The 20,234-nt window shown below is 56.9% G+C and carries 17 protein-coding genes; 13 read left to right on the plus strand and 4 right to left on the minus strand.

Translation table 11 applies throughout. The features are described 5' to 3' along the window. The first annotated feature begins 40 nt into the window (after window positions 1-40). The 3 genes from ABVF61_RS17395 (at window position 41) to ABVF61_RS17405 (ending at window position 1,875) form a co-directional block, all read left to right on the plus strand. Window positions 41-670 carry a PilZ domain-containing protein gene (locus tag ABVF61_RS17395; RefSeq protein WP_353994796.1) on the plus strand — a complete coding sequence of 210 codons (630 nt, stop codon included), beginning with the start codon at window positions 41-43 and terminating at the stop codon, window positions 668-670. A gap of 115 nt (window positions 671-785) precedes the next feature. Further along, the gene (locus tag ABVF61_RS17400) at window positions 786-1,643 is read left to right on the plus strand and encodes a S49 family peptidase (protein WP_353994797.1); all 858 of its coding nucleotides are present in this window, start codon (window positions 786-788) and stop codon (window positions 1,641-1,643) included. 46 nt (window positions 1,644-1,689) lie between these two features. After that, window positions 1,690-1,875, plus strand: a complete 186-nt coding sequence (locus ABVF61_RS17405) for a hypothetical protein (protein ID WP_299480237.1) — start codon at window positions 1,690-1,692, stop codon at window positions 1,873-1,875. A 53-nt stretch (window positions 1,876-1,928) separates the two neighbouring features. Here the strand turns inward: ABVF61_RS17405 and ABVF61_RS17410 are convergent, their stop codons facing one another. Next, window positions 1,929-3,314, minus strand: a complete 1,386-nt coding sequence (locus tag ABVF61_RS17410; protein WP_353994798.1) for an MATE family efflux transporter — start codon at window positions 3,312-3,314, stop codon at window positions 1,929-1,931. 339 nt (window positions 3,315-3,653) lie between these two features. Here ABVF61_RS17410 and ABVF61_RS17415 point away from each other — a divergent pair, with 339 nt between their 5' ends. The 3 genes from ABVF61_RS17415 (at window position 3,654) to ABVF61_RS17425 (ending at window position 7,270) form a co-directional block, all read left to right on the plus strand. Beyond that, window positions 3,654-4,595, plus strand: a complete 942-nt coding sequence (locus ABVF61_RS17415; protein ID WP_502950009.1) for a glycine--tRNA ligase subunit alpha — start codon at window positions 3,654-3,656, stop codon at window positions 4,593-4,595. Window positions 4,596-4,768: 173 nt separating this feature from the next. Beyond that, window positions 4,769-5,314, plus strand: a complete 546-nt coding sequence (locus ABVF61_RS17420; RefSeq protein ID WP_502950010.1) for a LemA family protein — start codon at window positions 4,769-4,771, stop codon at window positions 5,312-5,314. 12 nt (window positions 5,315-5,326) lie between these two features. Then, window positions 5,327-7,270, plus strand: a complete 1,944-nt coding sequence (locus ABVF61_RS17425; protein WP_353994801.1) for a DUF2207 domain-containing protein — start codon at window positions 5,327-5,329, stop codon at window positions 7,268-7,270. 70 nt (window positions 7,271-7,340) lie between these two features. Here ABVF61_RS17425 and ABVF61_RS17430 read toward each other — a convergent pair whose 3' ends face one another. Further along, window positions 7,341-8,888, minus strand: coding sequence for a putative bifunctional diguanylate cyclase/phosphodiesterase (locus ABVF61_RS17430; protein WP_353994802.1), 1,548 nt, complete (start codon window positions 8,886-8,888; stop codon window positions 7,341-7,343). A 252-nt stretch (window positions 8,889-9,140) separates the two neighbouring features. On the opposite strand from ABVF61_RS17430, the gene glyS reads away from it, so the two are divergent. The 3 genes from glyS to ABVF61_RS17445 all read left to right on the plus strand — a co-directional run bounded on the left by glyS (window position 9,141) and on the right by ABVF61_RS17445 (window position 12,986). Then, window positions 9,141-11,228, plus strand: coding sequence for a glycine--tRNA ligase subunit beta (glyS, locus tag ABVF61_RS17435; protein WP_353994803.1), 2,088 nt, complete (start codon window positions 9,141-9,143; stop codon window positions 11,226-11,228). A gap of 54 nt (window positions 11,229-11,282) precedes the next feature. Continuing rightward, entirely contained in the window at window positions 11,283-11,762 is a 480-nt protein-coding gene (locus ABVF61_RS17440; RefSeq protein ID WP_353994804.1) for a GNAT family N-acetyltransferase, read from the plus strand. Window positions 11,763-11,951: 189 nt separating this feature from the next. Next, window positions 11,952-12,986 carry a fatty acid desaturase gene (locus ABVF61_RS17445; RefSeq protein ID WP_353994805.1) on the plus strand — a complete coding sequence of 345 codons (1,035 nt, stop codon included), beginning with the start codon at window positions 11,952-11,954 and terminating at the stop codon, window positions 12,984-12,986. Window positions 12,987-13,063: 77 nt separating this feature from the next. Here the strand turns inward: ABVF61_RS17445 and ABVF61_RS17450 are convergent, their stop codons facing one another. Beyond that, entirely contained in the window at window positions 13,064-14,299 is a 1,236-nt protein-coding gene (locus tag ABVF61_RS17450; protein ID WP_353994806.1) for an MFS transporter, read from the minus strand. Between the two features lie 389 nt (window positions 14,300-14,688). Here ABVF61_RS17450 and nadA point away from each other — a divergent pair, with 389 nt between their 5' ends. The 4 genes from nadA to ABVF61_RS17470 all read left to right on the plus strand — a co-directional run bounded on the left by nadA (window position 14,689) and on the right by ABVF61_RS17470 (window position 18,926). After that, window positions 14,689-15,771, plus strand: a complete 1,083-nt coding sequence (gene nadA / locus ABVF61_RS17455; RefSeq protein ID WP_353994807.1) for a quinolinate synthase NadA — start codon at window positions 14,689-14,691, stop codon at window positions 15,769-15,771. Window positions 15,772-15,870: 99 nt separating this feature from the next. Continuing rightward, window positions 15,871-17,472, plus strand: coding sequence for an L-aspartate oxidase (locus ABVF61_RS17460; protein ID WP_353994808.1), 1,602 nt, complete (start codon window positions 15,871-15,873; stop codon window positions 17,470-17,472). A 14-nt stretch (window positions 17,473-17,486) separates the two neighbouring features. Then, on the plus strand, window positions 17,487-18,350 hold the full coding sequence (gene nadC, locus ABVF61_RS17465) for a carboxylating nicotinate-nucleotide diphosphorylase (RefSeq protein WP_353994809.1): 864 nt from the start codon (window positions 17,487-17,489) through the stop codon (window positions 18,348-18,350). 72 nt (window positions 18,351-18,422) lie between these two features. Beyond that, on the plus strand, window positions 18,423-18,926 hold the full coding sequence (locus ABVF61_RS17470; protein WP_353994810.1) for a YqhA family protein: 504 nt from the start codon (window positions 18,423-18,425) through the stop codon (window positions 18,924-18,926). Between the two features lie 19 nt (window positions 18,927-18,945). On the opposite strand, the gene ABVF61_RS17475 is transcribed toward ABVF61_RS17470, so the two are convergent. Continuing rightward, window positions 18,946-20,148, minus strand: a complete 1,203-nt coding sequence (locus ABVF61_RS17475) for a cell wall hydrolase (RefSeq protein ID WP_353994811.1) — start codon at window positions 20,146-20,148, stop codon at window positions 18,946-18,948. Window positions 20,149-20,234 lie beyond the last annotated feature (86 nt).

Genomic DNA, 20,234 nt, shown 5'->3' on the forward strand with positions numbered 1-20,234 from the left:
TCAGGTTGTAGGCTTGGGTGTAGTTGAGCTGGAGGGGAAAGTGTCAAACGTCAATGAGGTCAAAGTTGCCGATAGCTGCGTTCCCGCGCTGGTCGTGGATCTGGCGGATATGAGCTGCTTTGAGGCCAGTGCCTTGGACCTCACTGACAAGGGATGCTGGATCGTTTCCGACAAGGTCGACCTACTCAAGGAAGAGGTAGGGCTGCGGCTGAATGGCTACGACAAACTGGTTCGCGGGACGGTCATTGCCTACGGAGACAATGAGGCCAGGATCAGCTTTTCGGTGGTGAACACGGAGCCGGGTGAAAAACGGCGCGAAATCCGCCGTCCTGTCTGGATCAGCACTGTTGTCTACGGCAAGACCAGTCCTTTCATCGTCAAAGGACGCATTGTTGATGCGAGTAAATCCGGATGCCGGCTTGAAGCGGCCAAGCTCGACCGGCTGCCGCAGGATATTGAAATTTCCATTCCGGGTCTGGACTTGCCGATCGCCGCAAAAATTGTCTGGCGCAAGGACGGTCAAGCGGGTGTTCAACTGAACTGGCCTTTCGAGCCGGAACCGGACCTGACGCCTGAAGCGGTTGCGCTTCTGCTGGATCGCGAAGCTGAAAAGAAAAAGGAAGCGGAGAAGATTAAACCGAAAAAGCGCATCAGCGCCTTTGGCACCTGAACGTCCGCCAACACCTTCTCAGCCTATTCCTGAAATTGCCCGGGGGCACTCTTTGCAAGTGCCGCTCGAATACATATATCGAAGAGAGTTTTGACCTCTCTCAGGGCCTTCCAGCGTGCTTTCTACCTTCCGCCGTTTCCTTCCCAAACCATTCCGCAATGACAAGACGATCGTTCCCGTGGTGCGCCTGCAAGGCGCGATCGGCATGCAAAGTCCGATGCGCTCGGGCTTGTCGTTGGCCTCAGCGGCGATGCCGCTTGAGAAGGCGTTTTCTGTCAAAAAGGCTCCCGCGGTCGCGCTGATCGTCAATTCGCCGGGCGGGTCTCCGGTGCAGTCGCGCCTGATTTTCAAGCGCATACGTGATCTGGCCAAGGAAAACGAGAAGGACGTCCTTGTCTTCGTCGAAGATGTCGCCGCAAGCGGGGGCTACATGATCGCGGTCGCGGGAGACGAGATTTTCGTCGACCCGTCCTCCATTGTCGGTTCCATAGGGGTGGTCGCGGCTGGCTTCGGCTTTACAGAAATGATCAAGAAGATCGGTGTCGACCGGCGCGTCTATACGGCCGGCGAGAAGAAGGTGACGCTCGATCCCTTTCAGCCGGAGGTCCCTGAAGATATTGACTATCTCAAAAGCCTCCAGCTTGAGCTCCATGAGACCTTCATCGAACTGGTAAAATCCCGCCGTGGCGATGTTCTGACCGAGGATCCGGACCTTTTCACGGGCAAGTTCTGGACGGGGCGAACCGCCGTTCAGCTCGGACTTGTCGACGCGATAGGCGATTTGCGCGGCGTTCTGAAGGAAAGATACGGCGAGAAGACGGAACCACGGCTGATCTCCGCGCCACGGGGCCTCTTTGGCAGGCGTGCGGGGCTCGGCGTGAACCAGAAGGGGCAGCGCCTGACCGAAGGCTTGGGCGACGAGTTGATTTCAGCGGTTGAAGAGCGGGCGTTGTGGATGCGTTACGGCCTTTAAATGGGCGTATTGCTCGCGTCAGGTGGGACAGCAAAAGGGGAACGATATGACGGAACTGATTGGTGTTGCAGCTCTTGCCGTCGGCGGTTACTGGATCGTCCAGCGCGTCAAGCGCAAGATGGCTGAAGTCGAGAATCAGATCTCCAAGGCCGCGGCGAAGGCCGATCCGAATGGGCGCGGCGCCAAGCTCGTACTCGATCCGGAAACAGGAAAGTACCGCCCAAGCAACTGACCGACCAGGCGGAGCGGGCGCTCCGCCGGGCCACCCCAACGGCTTGGGTTATGTCAATTCGGCGCCGTGAAGAGCCCCCACCGTGCCGAGTGTCTTTTCGATGCCCTGAACAGCAGCAGCGCGGTCAGGACCAGCAGCAGAAATTCTGCAGCCGGGCCAGTGAGCCAGATCCCTGTTTCGCCGAAGAAATGGGGCAGAACGAACAACAGCGGCAAAAAGAACACATACGGTTTGACCAGACTGATAACGGCTGCCTTTTTCGCATCTCCACACGCTTGAAAATAAGCCGCGATCACAAAAAGTGGTCCAGCGGCACACATCAGCGCGATGTTGATCGGCATGATCCGGACAATTTCACCAACGACGCGTTCATCTTCGACGAATAGCAGCCCTATCGGACCCGGAAAGAGCGACAGCACGGCCTGCGCACTGACGCAGTAAATGAAGGCCGTCAAAAGACCCAACCGCAGCGTATCGTCGGAGCGGCGCCACTCCTTTGCGCCGTAGTTGTTTCCAATCATCGCCTGTAATGCCTGCGTCAGACCAAGCAGAGGCAGAAAGACGAAGGTCATGATGCGGGTGATGATCCCGAAAGCGGCGATCGTCGCTTCGTAGCTGTCTGATTCAACATACTGGAGGGCGGCGATTGTCGCAGCGGACGCCAGACCGATGCCTGCGAAGTTGAGACTTTGCGGTGCTCCAAGGGCAATGATCGACCGCCAGTATCCGTGTAAGGGGTATGTGAACAGGACGGTGGGCTTCAGGATTGTCGCAACCCGCAGTCGGAAAATGAGCACGGCCGTGAACGTGACCAATTGCGCCAGAGCCGTCCCGAAGGCCGATCCGGCCACACCCCAGTTTAAAATCCCCACCATCACGAAGTTGAAAAGAATGTTCGCGACGGAGACGAGCAGGCTCATACCGGCCATTTGCACGACGTAACCCTCGCTGCGCAGGGCGTCGGTCTGCACAGACAGGACGAAGAGCAAGGGCGAAGTGAACGCCGTGATCGCCAGATAGGTGAACGCCATCTGCGCAACTGGTTTTGATCCATCAGCGGCAACAAGGATGGCCCGATAGCCGATCGCCCAGAACAGAAATATGACAAGAGCACCTGCCAGGAGCGACAGCCCATGTGCGCCCGCAAATACGGATCGCGCTGCGTCGAAACTCTTGGCGCCGAGATGGCGCGCAAGAATGCTGGACATGCCGCTGGAAACCAGCGTTGCCCCAGCAACAAGCAGCATGTAGGCGGGAAAGATCAGCGTAACGGCGCTCAACGCGTCGGGCCCAACGTAGTGACCCAGAAAGGCGGCATCTGCAACCGTCAGCAGACCGTTCATGCTCATGACCAGAATGATTGGAAGGGCGGTTTTCAAAAGCGTGGGGACGAGAGCCCCGTGCGTAAACACATTCGTCCGGGACGTGTCGTTGGACATTCCGTTCTCCAGATAAAGGCGTTTCGCTTGTAGGGAAGGGCTCGCATTGCCGCCTGCACGAAACGCGCGGAGGAACGAAAAATCGTCGAGACCAGATCTTCACCATGACATTGTGTCTGCGAGCGGCAGGCGTCTGGAACCGGCGCTTTTGGTAGTCGCTGCCGGATGGAAGGTCAACCCCGCAGTTCGCTGCGAGACAGATTGGCCAGGCCCGGCAACCTCGTCTTGACCTCGCCGCCGCATCATGGCACCTCTCGCCTCGCGCAGGCGGGACCGGCTCGCCTTAGCGCGTCATTTGCGGAAGCGGTATTCATGTCGACTGACACATTGCCGGCGCATATGCGCCCGGAAAACTCCTTTCAGGGTCTGATCCTGACACTCCAGCGGTTCTGGGCGGACCAGGGCTGTGTTGTGCTTCAGCCATATGACATGGAAGTCGGGGCTGGGACGTTTCATCCGGCAACCACATTGCGCTCACTCGGCCCGCGCCCGTGGCGCGCCGCATATGTTCAGCCGTCGCGGCGTCCGACTGATGGGCGTTATGGCGAAAACCCGAACCGTCTGCAGCACTACTACCAGTTTCAGGTCATCTTGAAGCCGTCACCGGCCGATCTGCAGGACCTTTATCTGAAATCGCTTTACGCCATCGGGCTGGATCCGAAACTGCACGATATCCGGTTTGTCGAAGACGACTGGGAAAGCCCGACCCTGGGTGCCTGGGGCCTTGGCTGGGAATGCTGGTGCGATGGCATGGAGGTTTCGCAGTTCACTTACTTTCAGCAAGTGGCCGGGTTCGAATGTTCACCGGTTTCCGGCGAACTCACTTACGGGCTTGAGCGTCTCGCCATGTATATCCAGGGTGTCGATAACGTCTACGAGCTCAACTACAACGGCATGGAAGGTGACGCGAGGATCACCTACGGGGATGTCTTCCTGCAGGCAGAGCAGGAGTATTCGCGGCACAATTTCGAGCATGCGGATACCGAGATGCTGTTCCGCCATTTCAAGGACGCGGAAATTGAATGCCGTGCCTTGTTGGAAGCTGGTGCGAAGGCGCGGGAAGAGGTTGGCGCGAGCGTGCACCAGGTAGTCCTGCCGGCTTATGATCAGTGCATCAAGGCCAGCCACGCCTTCAACCTGCTTGATGCCCGCGGTGTAATTTCCGTGACGGAGCGCCAGAGCTATATTCTGCGCGTGCGCGAGCTGGCAAAGGCCTGCGGAGCGGCATTTCTGGAAACCGAAGCGGGCGGTGTGGGTTATCACAACCAGGCAGCTGAATAGCCTGAACCTTTTTTTGGATTGAAACGTTTGCTGGCGGCCGGGCGCCTCCAGCAACATTCCTGACATTTGATACGGTATTGAAACAAAAGACCGTGCTTGCGCAGGATGACAATCCCAGCCGCAGCAGCTAGCTTCCGGATCGTTCTTTAAAGGGGATCTGAAAGTTGGCCTGGATTGTTCTCGCACTTTTGATTGCGCTGTCGGTTTACGCGATCATTCTCTACAACACGCTCGTCAAAAAGCGTCAGATGGTCGAGGAAGGCTGGAGCGGTATCGATGTGCAGCTCAAGCGCCGCGCCAACCTCATTCCCAACCTTGTCGAAACAGTCAAAGGCTATGCCGCGCACGAGACGGAAACGCTCGACGCGGTTACACAACTTCGAACCTCTGCGAATGCGGTTTCGAAGGAAGACGTCGCAGGGCGCGCAAAGGCTGAAGGTGCGCTGGGTCAGGCTCTCGGACGCCTTTTTGCGGTTGCGGAAGCTTATCCGGATCTGAAGGCAAGCGAGAATTTTTCGGACCTGCACCAGTCACTTGATGAAATCGAAAACGCCATTCAGATGTCGCGCAGATATTACAACGGCGCTGTCAGGGGCCTGAATGTGGCTGTCGAAAGTTTCCCCTCCAATCTGATCGCCACGCAATTCAAATTTGAAAAGGCCGACTATTTCGAGATCGAGGATGAGGCTGACCGGGCCGTCCCGGGCGTCGAATTCTAAGAAGGGTCCGTCATGAAAATTTCACGTATCGCCGCGAGCGCACTGGCGGCGCTGATCCTGCTTTGCCTCGGCTGGGGCGCTCACGCAGATGAGCGCATCCTGAAATATGTCTCCAATATCGAGGTTGCGCAGAACGGCGTCCTGACAGTCACCGAAACGATCACCGCTCGCTCGGAGGCACGCGAGATCCGCCGGGGCATTTTTCGCGACCTCCCGTTGACAGCGATCGGAGCAAACGGGCGCAGCTACAGGGTTGGTTTCAAACTTCTGGAGGTTCTGCAGGATGGGCGTCCGGCTCCGCATTTTGTCAGGGACAGTACCGATGGTGTTCGGATTTACGTAGGTGAGGAGAACGTTTTCCTTCAGCCGGGCAACTACACCTATACGATCAAGTACGAAACGGACCGGCAAATCCGATTCTTTGAGACCGAAGACCAGCTCTATTGGAATGCCACCGGAAACGAGTGGAATTTCCCGATTGACGAGGCCATTGCCCGCGTTGTGCTGCCATCCGGCGTCAGAGCAACGGAAAATACGGCCTATACCGGTGCCTTCGGCTCGAGAGATCAATTCTATCGGGCAAGCGTGGAGGATGATGGAAACGTAGTTCTTTTCTCGACCACGCAGTCACTTTTGGCGAATGAAGGGTTCACGATCGTCGTCAACATGCCTGTTGGTTCGGTAGCGCGGCCGACCGGTGCTGAAGAATTTGAGTATTTTTTGGGCGATTACCGGCTCGAACTGATTGGTGGAACCGGCATTCTACTGGTGTTGTTCTACTATCTCTGGGCATGGCTCAGGGTCGGTCGCGATCCTGCACGAGGCGTGGTCTTTCCGAGGTTTCAGCCGCCTGCCAATATTTCACCGGCCCTTGCCAAATACATTGAAAACCGTGGCTTTGGAAATGACCAGTGGGTAGCGCTTTCAGCCGCATGCCTCAGTCTTGCCGTCAAGAAGCGCCTGAAGCTGGAAGAGGATGGCGGCGACATAAGCTTGAGTCTTCTGCCGGACGGCCGAAACGGCGAAGCACCTGGCTCAGGTTTGCCAAAAGGCGAAGCCGCCCTGGAAAAATGGCTCAGCGGCAGGGGAAGCCCCTTGACCCTGAACGAAGCGAACGGCCAGTCGATCCAGGCGCTGGGATCAAAATTTACAGGCGCTATCGAACGCGAAAGCGGCGGATTGTACTTCAAGAGCAACTGGACCTACCTGATCCCGGGCGTTCTGCTCAGCCTGGCGACGTTCGGTCTGTTGATTTTCTTCGGATTTCTGGGAGCGCAGCAACAGGAATTCGTCATGCTTTTCCTGTTCTTCTCCGTCTTCGCGACCTTTTTCTCCGCCGGGCTTGGTGCGTTGGCTCTTGGCTCTCTGAACTTTCCCTTTCGTCTGGTTTTCACCCTTGGTTTCTTTGCCCTCGGGATGGGATTGGCAGCGACTCTTGCCAACCTGATAACCGGCGCGCTTGCCTCGATGATCGCCTTTCCGGTCTCCGTCGCCATTCTCGTGGGCATCAATATCGTTTTCTTCTTGATCATCGATGCTCCGACAACGCTGGGCAGGCAGTTTCTCGACCAGATAGAGGGACTGAAGCTCTATCTTTCTGTTGCGGAAAAAGATCGTCTGAACATGAACAATGTGCCGGACATGAGCACGGTTCACTTCGAGAAACTGCTTCCTTACGCGGTAGCGCTGGGCGTCGAAAAACCATGGTCAGAAGCGTTTGAAGGATGGTTGGCGACGGCAGCGGGAGCCTCGGCAGCAACGGGCTACCACCCGGATTGGTATTCGGGCAGATCATTCAATGCCAGAGATGTCGCAGAGAGCGTCGGTGCAACCGCAGGCGCAATTGCAGGATCCTTCGTTTCCTCTCTGCCGGCCCCGGAGACGTCAAGCTCGGGTTCCTCGTCAAGCGGTTCGTCGGGCGGCGGCGGCGGAGGCGGTGGTGGCGGCGGCTGGTAAGTGCGCCCTGTAAGGAACATGGAAGACCATTGGCCCCAAACGGCAGCAGTCACGTTGCACTTTCGTGTCTTCAGGCGACGTTTGAATTCTCGTCGAAAGGCAGTCGGCCGTCGGCCTGGATTTTCAGGAGCTCAGCGGCTGCATCTGCGGTGACCGCCTTGGCATAAAGGAAACCCTGGCCGTAATGGCAGCCGCTTGAGCTGAGGGCGTCGTGTACGTCGCCGCGCTCAACGCCCTCTGCGACGGCGTCAATATCAAGCCCCTTGGAAAGCACCAGAACCGCTTCCACGATGGCACCACACTGCTTGTCGGACAGCATTCGTTCGGTGAAGGATTTGTCGATCTTCACTTTCTTGATCGGAAAGTCTCTGAGATAGCTCAGGGAAGAATGCCCGGCTCCGAAATCATCCAGCGCAATTGTAATGCCGGTCTCGGTCAGCTCCGTTAGAATGCGTCTTGCCGATTCAGGGTTCTTGACGAGCGATGTCTCCGTGATCTCAAGAACAAGGCGCTCAGGCGGGAAACTGGACGCATCTATGATAGTTCTGATTTGTTCCGGCAGAGCTGGGTCCTGTAACTGGACAGGCGACAGGTTGAAGGAGAGATAAAGTTCATCAGGCCACGTCTGTGCCGTTGTGCAAGCTTGCGCCAGAAGATGACGTGTAAGCTCAGATATGATCCCGCAGTCCTCGGCGATCGGAATGAATTGTTTCGGTGGAACCATGCCGAAGTCGCTATCCGACCATCGGGCAAGCCCCTCAAATCCCGCTATTCGCCCAGTATCCATGTCGAGAATGGGTTGATAGTGCACCTTGACGTCTTCATCTTCGATCGCGCGTCGAAGCCTCTGTTCCAGAAGCGTGCGATGCAGGATCGAGGCATCCATATCCACTTCAAAGAAGCGGTAAGTCGATCGGCCCGAGGATTTGGCCCGGTAGAGGGCGATGTCAGCCCGGCGCAAAAGCTCAGTGATGGCGTGTCCGTCATGCGGATAGAGCGCGATGCCGATCCCCGTGCCGATCGAAATCTGGCGTTCGCCGAATTCAAACCGGTCGCCAAGGCGTGTCAGAAGCCGGCGAGCAAAGCCGGACACTTCGGTCTTGTCCTTGAATACAGGTGACACGATTGCGAACTCATCACCGCCGAGGCGGGCAACAATGCCATCCGATCCCACGGTTTCAGCAAGCCGGTCTGCGAAACTGCGCAGCAACTTGTCGCCGAAAGCATGGCCGTAAACGTCATTGATCGGTTTGAAACCATCAAGGTCCAGCATCATGATGGCTCGGAATGACTCGTCTTTGACGTTTCGGCTAAGATCGCTGAAGGCTTCAAGCAGCCGACGCCGGTTGGGAAGCCCTGTGAGCGCGTCATGTTGCGCCAGCGCCAGCGCTTCAGAATGCTCCGAAGATCTTTCGCTCAGTTCCTTGCGCAGCCTGCGCGTTGCCCACAAGCCGTAGCCGACACCGGTGAGGGCGACCACCATGAAAACACCGGTCGCTATGTCGAAATAAAGATGCGGGCTGTTTGAGTGGGAGTCTTCCAGAAGATGCGGAATGAATTGCAGCACGACGAAACCAAGTATAGCCGCGGCAAATAGCGCGGCCATTGAGCGTGCCATGAGACGGCCGCCTGTGGCTCCTCTGTTGATCACTCTTCCGTCCTGATACTGCTAACTGTCTAATCAGACCTCCAGTTTTGCATTTATTTCTTGAAGAAGAATGAAGCAAAGCGCTGATTTGGTATCGGTATTTGTGCCGGGGTACGCGATAGGCGGAAGACCGGAAAAAGGGTGACAAGTCGCCGTTGAGTTGGTAACGGACGCACTGCTGTTTCCGGACGTATCTTACCAAGACCGAAGGCCAAAGTTTCCATGCCCGATCTTCTGCTTGAACTTTTCAGCGAAGAAATTCCGGCCCGTATGCAACGCAAGGCGGCCGAAGATCTGAAAACCCTCGTAACCAACGCCCTGGTGGATGCGGGTTTGCCATATGAAGGCGCTAAGGCTTTTGCAACGCCGCGCCGGTTGGCTTTACACGTTGCCGGCGTTCCAGTAGGATCGGCGGCAACGCGCGAGGAGCGAAAAGGACCGCGCGTCGGGGCTCCGGAAAAGGCGATAGAAGGCTTCTTGCGCGGAGCTGGACTTGCGTCGATTGACCAGGCAAAGGTTCAAAACGATCCGAAAAAAGGTGATTTCTACGTCGCTGTAATCGAAAAGCCAGGCCAGTCCGCAATCGAGATCATCGCGGAATTCATGCCCGCAATCTTGCGCGGATTTCCCTGGCCGAAATCCATGCGATGGGGAACGACGACGACGCGATGGGTCCGCCCCCTCCATTCGATTGTTGCGACCTTCGGCCCAGAGACCGAAGAACCGGAGTTGGTGCCCTTTGAGTTCGACGGCATAAACTCAGACAAGACGACCCGTGGTCATCGTTTTCTGGCCGACGAAGCATTCACCGTGCGCCGCTTCGACGATTATGCGACCGGCCTTGAAAAGCACAAAGTCGTTCTCGACGCCGATCGGCGCAAGGACATTATCCTCAACGATGCGAAAGATCGCGCGCTCGCACTCGGTCTGGATCTCGTTGAAGACAATGGTCTTCTCGAAGAGGTCGCCGGCCTCGTGGAGTGGCCGGTCGTGCTGACGGGGAGCTTCGACGAGGACTTTCTCGAAATTCCGGATGAGTGCATCCAGCTCACGATCCGGGTCAATCAGAAATGCTTTGTCCTGAAAGATCCGCAATCCGGTCGTTTGGCGAACAGATTTGTTCTGGTTTCGAACATCGTCGCCGATGACGGCGGCAAACTGATTGTCGCGGGGAATGAAAAGGTCATCCGTGCACGTTTGTCGGACGCGCGTTTTTTCTGGGAGACCGATCTCAAATCGCGCCTGTCCGACAATCTGCCAAATCTGAACGAGGTGAAGTTCCACGAAAAGCTCGGCAGTGTCGGTGCGCGGGTTGAGCGCCTGATCGCCTTGTCGGGGGAGCTCGCTCCATTGGTCGGCGCAGATCAGGCCAAGGCAAAACGGGCTGCAGAACTTGCCAAGGCGGACCTTGTCTCCAACATGGTATTCGAGTTCCCGGAGCTGCAAGGTCTGATGGGTCGCTACTATGCAGCCGCGCAGGGTGAAGATCCGTCAGTGGCAACCGCAATTGAAGAGCACTACAAGCCGCAAGGGCCGAGCGACAAGGTTCCAACGGATCCTGTTGCGATTGCCGTCGCACTCGCGGAAAAGCTGGATTTGCTTGCAGGGTTCTGGGCAATCGAGGAAAAACCAACCGGATCCAAGGATCCCTATGCCTTGCGCCGCGCCGCCCTCGGTGTGATCCGGATCGTTCTGGAGAACGGTCTCAGGCTGCGCGTCGGCGATGCAATCCCTTCGGCGCTCAAACCGATTGACGTAGACGTAGCTGATCCGGGTGCCCTTGTGACCGACCTTCTCTCCTTCTTTGCGGACCGCTTGAAGGTGCATCTGAAGGACGAAGGTGCACGTCATGATCTGATAGACGCCGTTTTTGCGCTTGAAGATCAGGACGACCTTCTGATGATCGTCAAACGCGTCGAGGCGCTCGGCAGCTTCGTTTCCTCCGATGATGGTGCAAACCTGATTGCGGGCTACAAGCGCGCGGTCAACATCCTGAAGGCGGAAGAAAAGAAGGACGGCGCACCGGTTTCCGGCAAACCGCATGCGGATCACTTTCAGGAACAGGCCGAGATAGATCTTGCTGCGGCAATCGGAACAGCCCGCGCCGAGGCTGAAAGCGCTGTTTCGGCGGAAAACTTTGAAGGCGCGATGGAGGCCCTGTCAAAACTGAGGGCGCCTGTCGACCGGTTCTTCGAAGATATTCTGGTCAATGCGGAAGACCCCGCTCTGCGCACGAACCGCTTGCAGCTGCTTGCTGAGATCCGCGATGCGACCCACGTTGTCGCGGATTTCTCAAAAGTCTCGGGGTAGCCTGGTGCGTCGATGCCAAGCGTATCAAGGCATTGAAAAGGGAAGGAACGCGCTTTGTCCATAGAAGTTCGGGCGGCTTCGCCGCAAGATGCCGAGGAGATGGCCGTGCTGCTTAACCGTATTATCGCGATCGGAGGCACGACCGCCTATCGCGACCTTTTCGACGATACGAAAATCATGAGCGAGTTTATTGCTCCGGAACTCGCGATCGCCTGTCACATTGCGGTTGAGGACCAAAAGATCTGTGGGTTTCAGGCTCTTTTGTGGTGTGATCCCACTTGGCCTGAAGAGAAAAGACTACCGGCTGACTGGGCAATCATTGGGACATATGTCGACCCGGAGATCCACGGAAAAGGCATTGGCCGCGCTCTGTTTGAAAGCACTGCGGCAGCCGCAAGACAGGCCGGCGTTTCATTTATCGACGCAACGATCCGCAGGGAAAACACCGGCGGCATTGCCTATTATTCGCGCATGGGGTTTGAGGACTACCGGAGCAGCGACGAAGCGGTTTCCAAGCGCTTTGCACCTGCTTGATAAATTTGAAACGGACTCGACTTGTTCGCGCGAAATTGAAGCGGTGGTTTGGTAGCGTTATTGCCGAGCCACAACGCAGGGGCGGTTTTTCGGGGCATATACAAAGAATTGTTTGCTCACCTTGCACAATACCATTGCAAGCGTTTTTCAACTGGCTATGTAGGAAGTTGAATAACAAGAAGCAGGTTTATGTGCGAACTAGATGATGCCTCTGGCACTGCGCCGGAAGTCCGAGCGCCGCGTGACTGGGTGGCTATCCTTGCCCGATATCGCGATCCGAGCACGCTTCGCAGTTCCTTTGAGCTGGCAGTAACGGTGGGCCCGTTCTTGTTCCTGTGGGTTTTGGCCTGGTTGTCACTCGATGTCAGTTACTGGCTTTCCGCAATTATCTCCCTGATCAACGCTGCTTTTCTGGTTCGACTTTTCGCGATCCAGCACGATTGCGGGCACGGGTCGTTTTTCAAAAACCGCGCAGTCAGCGACTGGCTGGGTCGGGCGATAGGGGTTGTGACATTGACACCCTATGATGTCTGGCGCCGGTCACATGCGTTGCACCACAGTTCCTCGGGAAATCTGGGCCAGCGCGGCATAGGTGACATTCACACTTTGACCGTCGCTGAATATCGAGCGCTGAGGCCGCTTAGCCGGTTTTGGTACAGGCTCTATCGGTCGCCGTTCGTGATGTTTGGCCTTGGACCATTCTACACGTTCTTTTTGGAGAACCGCCTGCCCTTCGGCTATATGGCCAGCTTCAGATATTGGGTTTACGCCATGGCGACAAATCTTGCGATTGTTGTGGCCCTGGCACTTATCCTGAAGTTTGGCGGCTGGATGCCGATCCTGTTGATTTTTTTCCCAACGACAATTCTCGCCGCGACGCTGGGTGTTTGGCTGTTTTACGTTCAGCATCAGTTTGAAACGACGCATTGGGATGTGGAAGAGGACTGGCAATTGCATGATGCGGCCCTGCACGGAAGCTCGCATTACGTGCTGCCATCGGTTTTAAGGTGGTCCAGCGCCAACATCGGCATCCATCATGTGCATCACCTCAATAGCAGGATCCCGTTCTATCGGCTTCCGGAAGTGCTGAAGGATCACAAGGATCTGGCGGAACGTAACCGCATGACGATCCGGCAAAGTCTTGCCAGTGTCCGTCTTCACTTGTGGGATGAAGAATCCAGGCGGTTGTTGTCGTTTGCGCAGGCAAAGCCTCTGCTCGGATAAACCGGGACATCTGCGATTGTTTTCATCGCGGTGAGCTCAATGGATTTTGTTCGCCCTTGCGCGAATTGCGCCTTTCATCATTCCGCCGCTTGCTGTGCGAGCCTTGGCACAGGCTTTTCCTCGATCGGCCAGTGGATTATGGCCGCCAGAATGCCAAGCACGATACCGCACCACCAGATGGCGTCGTAGGACCCCGTTTCGTCATAGAGCCTGCCGCCAAGCCAGACCCCCAGAAAGCTCCCGATCTGGTGCGACAGGAATACAAAGCCGAACAGCGTTGCCATGTAGCGGGGACCGAACATCACTGCGACAAGACCCGATGTCGGCGGGATGGTGGAAAGCCAGAGCAGCCCCATCACGCCGGAAAAGATCAGGACGGAGGCCGGTGTGATCGGCAGCATGATGAAGGCAAAAATGGCGATCGACCTGCCGAGGTAGATCAGCGACAGAAAGATCGGTTTTGAATAGCGGCCGCCGATGTAGCCAGACGCGAGTGAGCCGGCGATGTTGCACAGCCCGATGAGCGCGATTGCCCATGCTCCCCAGCTCGGATCGAGACCGACGTCAGCGATAAAGGGCGGCAAATGTACCGTGATGAAGGCAACGTGAAAGCCGCAAACGAAAAAGCCAATTGTCAGAAGAATAAATCCGCGTGTTTTGAAAGCCTCGGCAACAGCACTGCTGATTTTTTGGTCGTTGGCTACGGACGTACCTGGAGGCTGCTCGGACTTGCCTCTCAGTGCGATGGCAAGCAGTGGGATCAACGCAACGAGACCCGCAAACACGATCAGCGTGTCCTGCCAGCCGATATTCGCAATGAGGGCGCCGCCCATTGGCGCGAACAGGAACTGACCGAGCGATCCGGAAGCGGTTCCGATACCGAATGCGAGCGAGCGTTGCTCAGGCGAAACCGTCCGTCCGAATGCCGCCAGAACCAGCGAGAAAGACGAAAAGGCGATCCCGAGCCCGATTAGAATGCCTGCGGACACATGCAAGGCCACAGCACTTTCAGCGTCGATCATGATCAAAAGACCGGCGCAGTAGAGCAATGCACCGATCGTCATGCTCTTCCACGTTCCGAACCGATCCGCAAACATTCCCGCAAATGGTTGTCCGATACCCCAGACCAGGTTCTGTATGGCAATGGCAAGCGCAAATATCTCCCGACTCCAGTCCCTGGCCTCCGTCATCGGTTGGAAAAAGAGGCCCATGGCCGATCGTGGCCCAAAGGAAAAGAGCGCGATGAGACAACCGCAGACGATGATGAGAGGTATGTTTGGACCTGTGCGGGCCGGCGTTGATGCGGCTGTCATCTAGAACCTCGTATCGGGAGTTGCCGACAAGATAGCCGCTTACCTAAAATCGTAAAACGCGAAATTTTGATCGTTGGATCAAAAAACAGAATTTGACTTTCACACAAGGTCCGCACCTTAACGCAAAGATCGAGCTAACTCATTAGCTGGCTATAATCGCGGCAAAAAAATTCTCGCCAACTCTCTGAAACTTATACGGAAAAAGCAAACCGAAAAAAACAAGACGGAAAGTGATGGATTTTTGGTCACGTACCGCTTATATAAACTCTGAAAGAGCAAAAGGTATGGGCCGCTGTGCCCGTTTTCTTTTGCGGGGTATATGCTCAACTTGAGTATAAAGTCTCGTAAGTTGAAACTCCGGTTTCAGCCTGCATGAAGGAGGGGGCGCCATGACAGTTGCCCAGAAAGCCTATTCGGTTTCCGAACCCGTTACGACCGGTCTGACAGCGCTGGAGCGCTTTGGACCGGTGACACGTCCGGAACTCAGCTATACGCCTGCAATTGCGGAGGCGACCGCGCCTATTTACGAGAAGGTGAAGCATTTCATCCCGGCCTTCGAATGGGCGGCTCTTGCACCGACTGTCCACGCGATCAACGCGCTCAAGAAAGAGCGCAATGCCGTGATCCTGGCGCACAACTACATGACACCGGATATCTACCACGGCGTTGCGGACATTGTTGGCGACAGCCTCCAGCTTGCGATCGAGGCAACGCGCACCGATGCCGAAGTGATCGTCCAGTGCGGCGTCCACTTCATGGCGGAAACCTCCAAGATCCTGAGCCCGGAAAAAACGGTTCTAATTCCGGACATGCGTGCCGGTTGCTCACTCGCAGAATCCATTACCGGCGCTGATGTGCGCGCCCTGCGCGAGCGCAATCCGGGTGTGCCGATCATCACCTATGTGAATACGTCCGCGGATGTGAAGGCGGAATGCGATATCTGCTGCACCTCGTCAAACGCGCTTCAGGTGGTTGAGAGCTTTGGGGTCGACAGGGTCTTCCTCATTCCGGACAAGTATCTCGCAGCCAATGTCGGCAACAAGACAGATGTCGAAGTGTTGGTCTGGGACGGTGCTTGTGAGGTGCATGAACGGTTCACAGCCGAAGAGCTGCGCGACTACCGGCGCATCGAGCCGGACGTAAAGATCATCGCGCATCCGGAATGCCCGCCTGAGGTTGTCGCCGAAGCCGATTTTGCCGGATCCACGGCGCACATGATCAACTGGGTCAAGACCAAAAGGCCGGAAAAGGTTATGATGGTCACCGAGTGCTCCATGGCAGACAACGTCGCCAGCGAAACCCCGGGCGTTGACTACATCCGCCCTTGCAACCTGTGTCCGCACATGAAGCGCATCACGCTCGGCAAGATCCTCGATAGCCTCATCGAGATGAAGGAAGAGGTGATTGTAGATCCTGCCGTCGCAGATCGCGCGCGGACAGCCGTTGAGCGGATGATCAACTTGAAAATCTGACCCGCCTTGGCCTAAACCGCGCAATGCATTCCTCCGGACCTTCAGGTTGAGGGTCCGGATGATCATTCGGGCTATGCCCACAGTTCCAGGAAGTTTCCAATGGCCGTGTCGGTTGAGGATTTCGTACCTGCCTATTTCGGCAAGGATGTGGACGATGTCGTCATATTGGGAGGCGGGCTCGCCGGCCTTTTCTGCGCGCTCAAGCTGAGCCCGCGACCGGTTACAGTCATCACCAATGCACCGATAGGGCAGGGGGCTTCTTCTGCCTGGGCGCAGGGTGGCATCGCCGCCGCGATTTCCGAGCAGGATTCGGTCGAAAAACACCGGGACGACACGCTGGCCGCGGGATGCGGTATCGGCGAACCGAAAATTGTCGACCAGATGACGCGTGAGGGAAGCGCGCGGGTCCATGATCTTCTATCCTATGGCGTGCCCTTCGACCAGGATCTGGAAGGCCGCCTTCAGCTTTCCCGCGAGGCGGCGCATTCACAAAGCCGCGTTGTACGCGTGCGCGGCGACATGGCCGGCCGCGCGATTATGAACGCCTTGCTCGACGCCGTGCGCAAAACGCCATCGATCCGCGTCCTGGAAGGCTATATCGGCGAGAGTTTTCTCGGTGAGGGCCGTTACGTCACCGGTGTTTTGGTACGCCGGCGCGGCGGCATCACGCGGATGGCTTTCCCGGCGAAGGCAGTGGTGCTCGCTTCCGGCGGCGTTGGCCATCTTTACGGCCTGACCACCAACCCTCAGGAGGCCAATGGCCATGGCCTTGCAATGGCCGCGCGGGCTGGCGCCGTCATTGCCGATGCGGAATTCGTTCAATTCCACCCGACCGCGCTTGATGTCGGCAAGGACCCGTCTCCCTTGGCAACCGAGGCCTTGCGCGGCGAAGGCGCATTTCTGGTCAACAAGGCGGGTGATCGGTTCATGGAGGGTGTCCATCCCGATCGCGAACTCGCCCCCCGCGACATTGTCGCACGCGCAATATTCAGAGAGATCGAGGAAGGGCGCGGAGCGTTTCTCGATTGCCGGGAAGCCATCGGTGCGAAATTCAAGGACGAGTTTCCAACCGTTTACGCCGCTGCAACAGCAGCAGGGATAGACCCGGAGAAACAGCCGCTGCCGGTCGCGCCCGCCGAACACTACCATATGGGCGGCGTTCTGACGGACGCGAACGGGCGCACGTCGCTGGACGGTCTTTGGGCCGCCGGGGAAGTGGCCTCAACCGGAGCACATGGCGCCAACAGGCTCGCATCCAACTCGCTGCTTGAAGCGGTCGTCTTCGCGGCCCGTATCGCAGAAGATATCCAGGGTCTCATGCCGACGCCCAGGAGCGCTTTCTGGGATGAGATGGACGACGCGCCAGGCCTGCCAAGCCAGCGCAACGTGGAAGAACGCGGGTCAATCACCGTGCTGCGTGAAACGCTTTCGAAAAACGTCGGCGTTTTGCGGGACGCAGACGGGCTGAAAAGGGCGCTTGCCGATATCGCGGAGGCCGAAAAAACCTGTGTGCGCCAGTCGATCAAGAACATGATGATCACCGGCAAGATCATCGCCGCATCGGCCCTAAAGCGTCAGGAGAGCAGAGGCGGCCATTTCCGCAAGGATTTCCCCGAGGAAAATCCGGATCTGGCAAAGCGGTCCTATACCAGCCTGAAAGAGGTTGAAGCCATCTCCGCTAGCGCCTTGGAATCAGCCTGAGAGGACGCGAAGACATGAGCGAAATGCTGCTCCCCCACCTTCCTGACCTCTTGGTACAAGAGGCGGTCAAGTCCGCGCTTCTTGAAGACTGGGGGCGCGCCGGTGACATTACCAGCCAGGCAACGCTTCCCAAGACGGCCCTTGCCAGTGCGACGATAGCCGCGCGCAAGCCGGGTGTGCTCTGTGGGCTCGCCTTTGCAGAGAGCGCTTTCCGCCAGACGGATCCCGGACTGATCTTCGAGGCGACAAAACAGGACGGCGATCACCTGTCGCCCAAGGATATTGTTGCCCGCATTCAGGGACCGGCGCGTGCGCTTCTGTCTGCGGAACGCGTCGCCTTGAATTTCATGGGTCACTTGTCTGGCATCGCGACGGCAACAAGCCGGTTCGCCGAGGCCATTCGTCACACGAAGGCGAACATTGTCTGCACCCGTAAGACGACGCCGGGCATGAGGGCCTTTGAGAAATACGCAGTGAAATGCGGTGGCGGCTCAAACCATCGTTTTGGGCTCGACGATGCCATCCTGATCAAGGACAACCATATTGCCGTAGCCGGGGGCGTGCGGAAAGCGATCGAAGCGGCTAAGGCTTTTGCTGGGCACCTGGTGAAGATCGAGGTGGAAGTCGATACGCTTGATCAGCTAAGCGAAGCCTTAAACGCTGGTCCCGATGTGATCATGCTCGACAACATGTCGCCGGAAACGCTGCGCGAGGCGGTTGCATTGACCGATGGACGAGCGCTTCTGGAAGCTTCAGGCGGAATTGAGCTCGACACGGTGAAGAGCGTCGCGGAGGCCGGCGTGGACCTGATTTCGTCCGGATGGATCACCCATTCAGCGCCGGTCCTGGATCTCGGTCTCGATATCGAGATGAGCTAACATGTTGATCGCAGCGCCTGACCATTCTAGCGTGCGTTGCAACAAGCTGTCTCTTTATGACCTGGAAGTGCGATGAGCGAGCAGAAACCGCCTGCCGACCCTTCAAATGACTTCGATCTTGCGCATCGGTTGACCCAGTTGGCGCAGATTCCGATGCTGATTGGACTGTCCGTTGGCATGGTCCTGTTCCTAATCACATTCTTCATCGACATCTACGACGCCATCGCGACGTACGAATTCCTGGACCGGAAAAAGACCATCCTTCTGATCTTGAATCTTTTGGACATGGTGTTCATCGCAAACCTCGTCGTGATGGTGGCCAATAACACCTATAATACGTTCAGGCTGAAAGCCTCGGCTTACGGCGAAGGCTTCATCAAGGAAAGCGAAAGAGCCTATCGGCGCATGAAGCACAGGATCGTCTCGACGATCGTGATCATTGCGTCGATCCATGTCCTGAGCGAATTGCTGGAATTTTCGCAGATCAATCCGCTTCAGGTCGCCGCGCTGCTCGGCTTCCACCTTGTGCTGCTGGCGACCTATGTCGTGACGAACGTTTTCCGGACAAACGACTGAAGTTCAGAGGCTGGCTGGATCAGTTCCAGCCGCCGGCATACGTCTTGTAGAAAATATGCAACCCGACCTGGCCGCGCTTGGCCATGGAGCGTGCCCATCGCGGGCTCACATATGTCGCATGATAATGCGTCGAGGCATCGACCATCTTCAGGTACTGCTTGCCGTCAGATACTTCCCGTGCGAGCCGCTGTGCCGTCTTCCAGGCACCTTTGCTCGAAATACGGTCCTTGATCCCGTCGCAAGCGAAGGAGAACTGACAGCGGTTGCGCTTGTGCTTGTTCTGATAAACAACGCCACAAATTGAGTTCGGATAGGACGGGTTCTTCACGCGGTTGAGAACAACCTGAGCAACGGCAACCTGGCCTTCTTCCGTTTCACCGCGCGCTTCGAAGTAGATAGCTTCGGCGAGGCAGCGCTGTTCTTTCTTGGTTCCAACGGAAAGCGGCAGAGGTTTTTGCGCCCACCAGTGCGGGTTGTTCGGATCTTCCGGTGGCGGCAGCTCCTGCTCGTATTTTGCTGCTCCGAAGAGCGCGTTGAACGGATCCTTGGTTTCCTTGACTCTATCGGGCGCATAGGCGGAAACGAGAGAGAAACTCGCGGCAGCCGCGTTGCGGGCCATCATCACCTTTTGCAGGTCAAGCGGTCCGTCTTCCAGGAGGCCGTCTTCACGGGCCTTCGCCAGGCGGGACGATTCCTGGCTGTCGAGTGGCGTCGGCTTGACAAAAGCAACGCGCGGAAGGTCTTCGTGTTTTTTCTCGTTCGAGATAATGCTCGACATCGCATAGACATTGCCGGCTGCCCTGTCGACCATCTGGCGGTCGGGTGCCACCGTTATAAGCCGGTTGCCTTTGCCTGCCTTGTTCGTGGCGATCTCATCCGGGACATCGTTTGGCCGTGCACTCGCAAAAACGTCATCGAGGCCATAGAGCGGTCTTTTCTCCACGCCCTCTTCTGCCGAAGTGAGTGTCAGGACCGGTGTGTTGGTATAGTCGGGCACAACGGGCGTACCGAGTGCCAGCTTTGGCGTGACCCTGGTGGTAAAGTTCGCCGGCTCAAGCGCCATCATCCAGCGCGGAGACTGGTCATGCCGTGCATTGATCAGTGCGAAAATGTCCTGGTCGCCGATGGAGCCGCCAAGTCCGAAATAGAGCAGGGGGCTCGCAGCAAGCACGTATTTCAGGCGGCGCAAGTGTTCCCGGGCCGGTATAGATATCTGTGTCACTTTCGAAGAGAACCGCTTTCCATTGCGGGAAACTGGGCCAAACATACGCAGCCAACTCCAACTCGTTACACACCGCGCCTGGGCGC

This window comes from Roseibium sp. HPY-6, from assembly GCF_040530035.1.
Classification (GTDB): domain Bacteria; phylum Pseudomonadota; class Alphaproteobacteria; order Rhizobiales; family Stappiaceae; genus Roseibium.

Coding starts and splice junctions, on each gene's coding strand:
- ABVF61_RS17405 (WP_299480237.1), top strand. CDS start 1,690: ATGACGGAACTGATTGGTGTTGCAGCTCTTGCCGTCGGCGGTTACTGG.
- ABVF61_RS17410 (WP_353994798.1), bottom strand. CDS start 3,314: ATGTCCAACGACACGTCCCGGACGAATGTGTTTACGCACGGGGCTCTC.
- ABVF61_RS17415 (WP_502950009.1), top strand. CDS start 3,654: ATGCGCCCGGAAAACTCCTTTCAGGGTCTGATCCTGACACTCCAGCGG.
- ABVF61_RS17425 (WP_353994801.1), top strand. CDS start 5,327: ATGAAAATTTCACGTATCGCCGCGAGCGCACTGGCGGCGCTGATCCTG.
- ABVF61_RS17430 (WP_353994802.1), bottom strand. CDS start 8,888: ATGGCACGCTCAATGGCCGCGCTATTTGCCGCGGCTATACTTGGTTTC.
- glyS (WP_353994803.1), top strand. CDS start 9,141: ATGCCCGATCTTCTGCTTGAACTTTTCAGCGAAGAAATTCCGGCCCGT.
- ABVF61_RS17445 (WP_353994805.1), top strand. CDS start 11,952: ATGTGCGAACTAGATGATGCCTCTGGCACTGCGCCGGAAGTCCGAGCG.
- ABVF61_RS17450 (WP_353994806.1), bottom strand. CDS start 14,299: ATGACAGCCGCATCAACGCCGGCCCGCACAGGTCCAAACATACCTCTC.
- nadA (WP_353994807.1), top strand. CDS start 14,689: ATGACAGTTGCCCAGAAAGCCTATTCGGTTTCCGAACCCGTTACGACC.
- ABVF61_RS17460 (WP_353994808.1), top strand. CDS start 15,871: ATGGCCGTGTCGGTTGAGGATTTCGTACCTGCCTATTTCGGCAAGGAT.
- nadC (WP_353994809.1), top strand. CDS start 17,487: ATGAGCGAAATGCTGCTCCCCCACCTTCCTGACCTCTTGGTACAAGAG.
- ABVF61_RS17470 (WP_353994810.1), top strand. CDS start 18,423: ATGAGCGAGCAGAAACCGCCTGCCGACCCTTCAAATGACTTCGATCTT.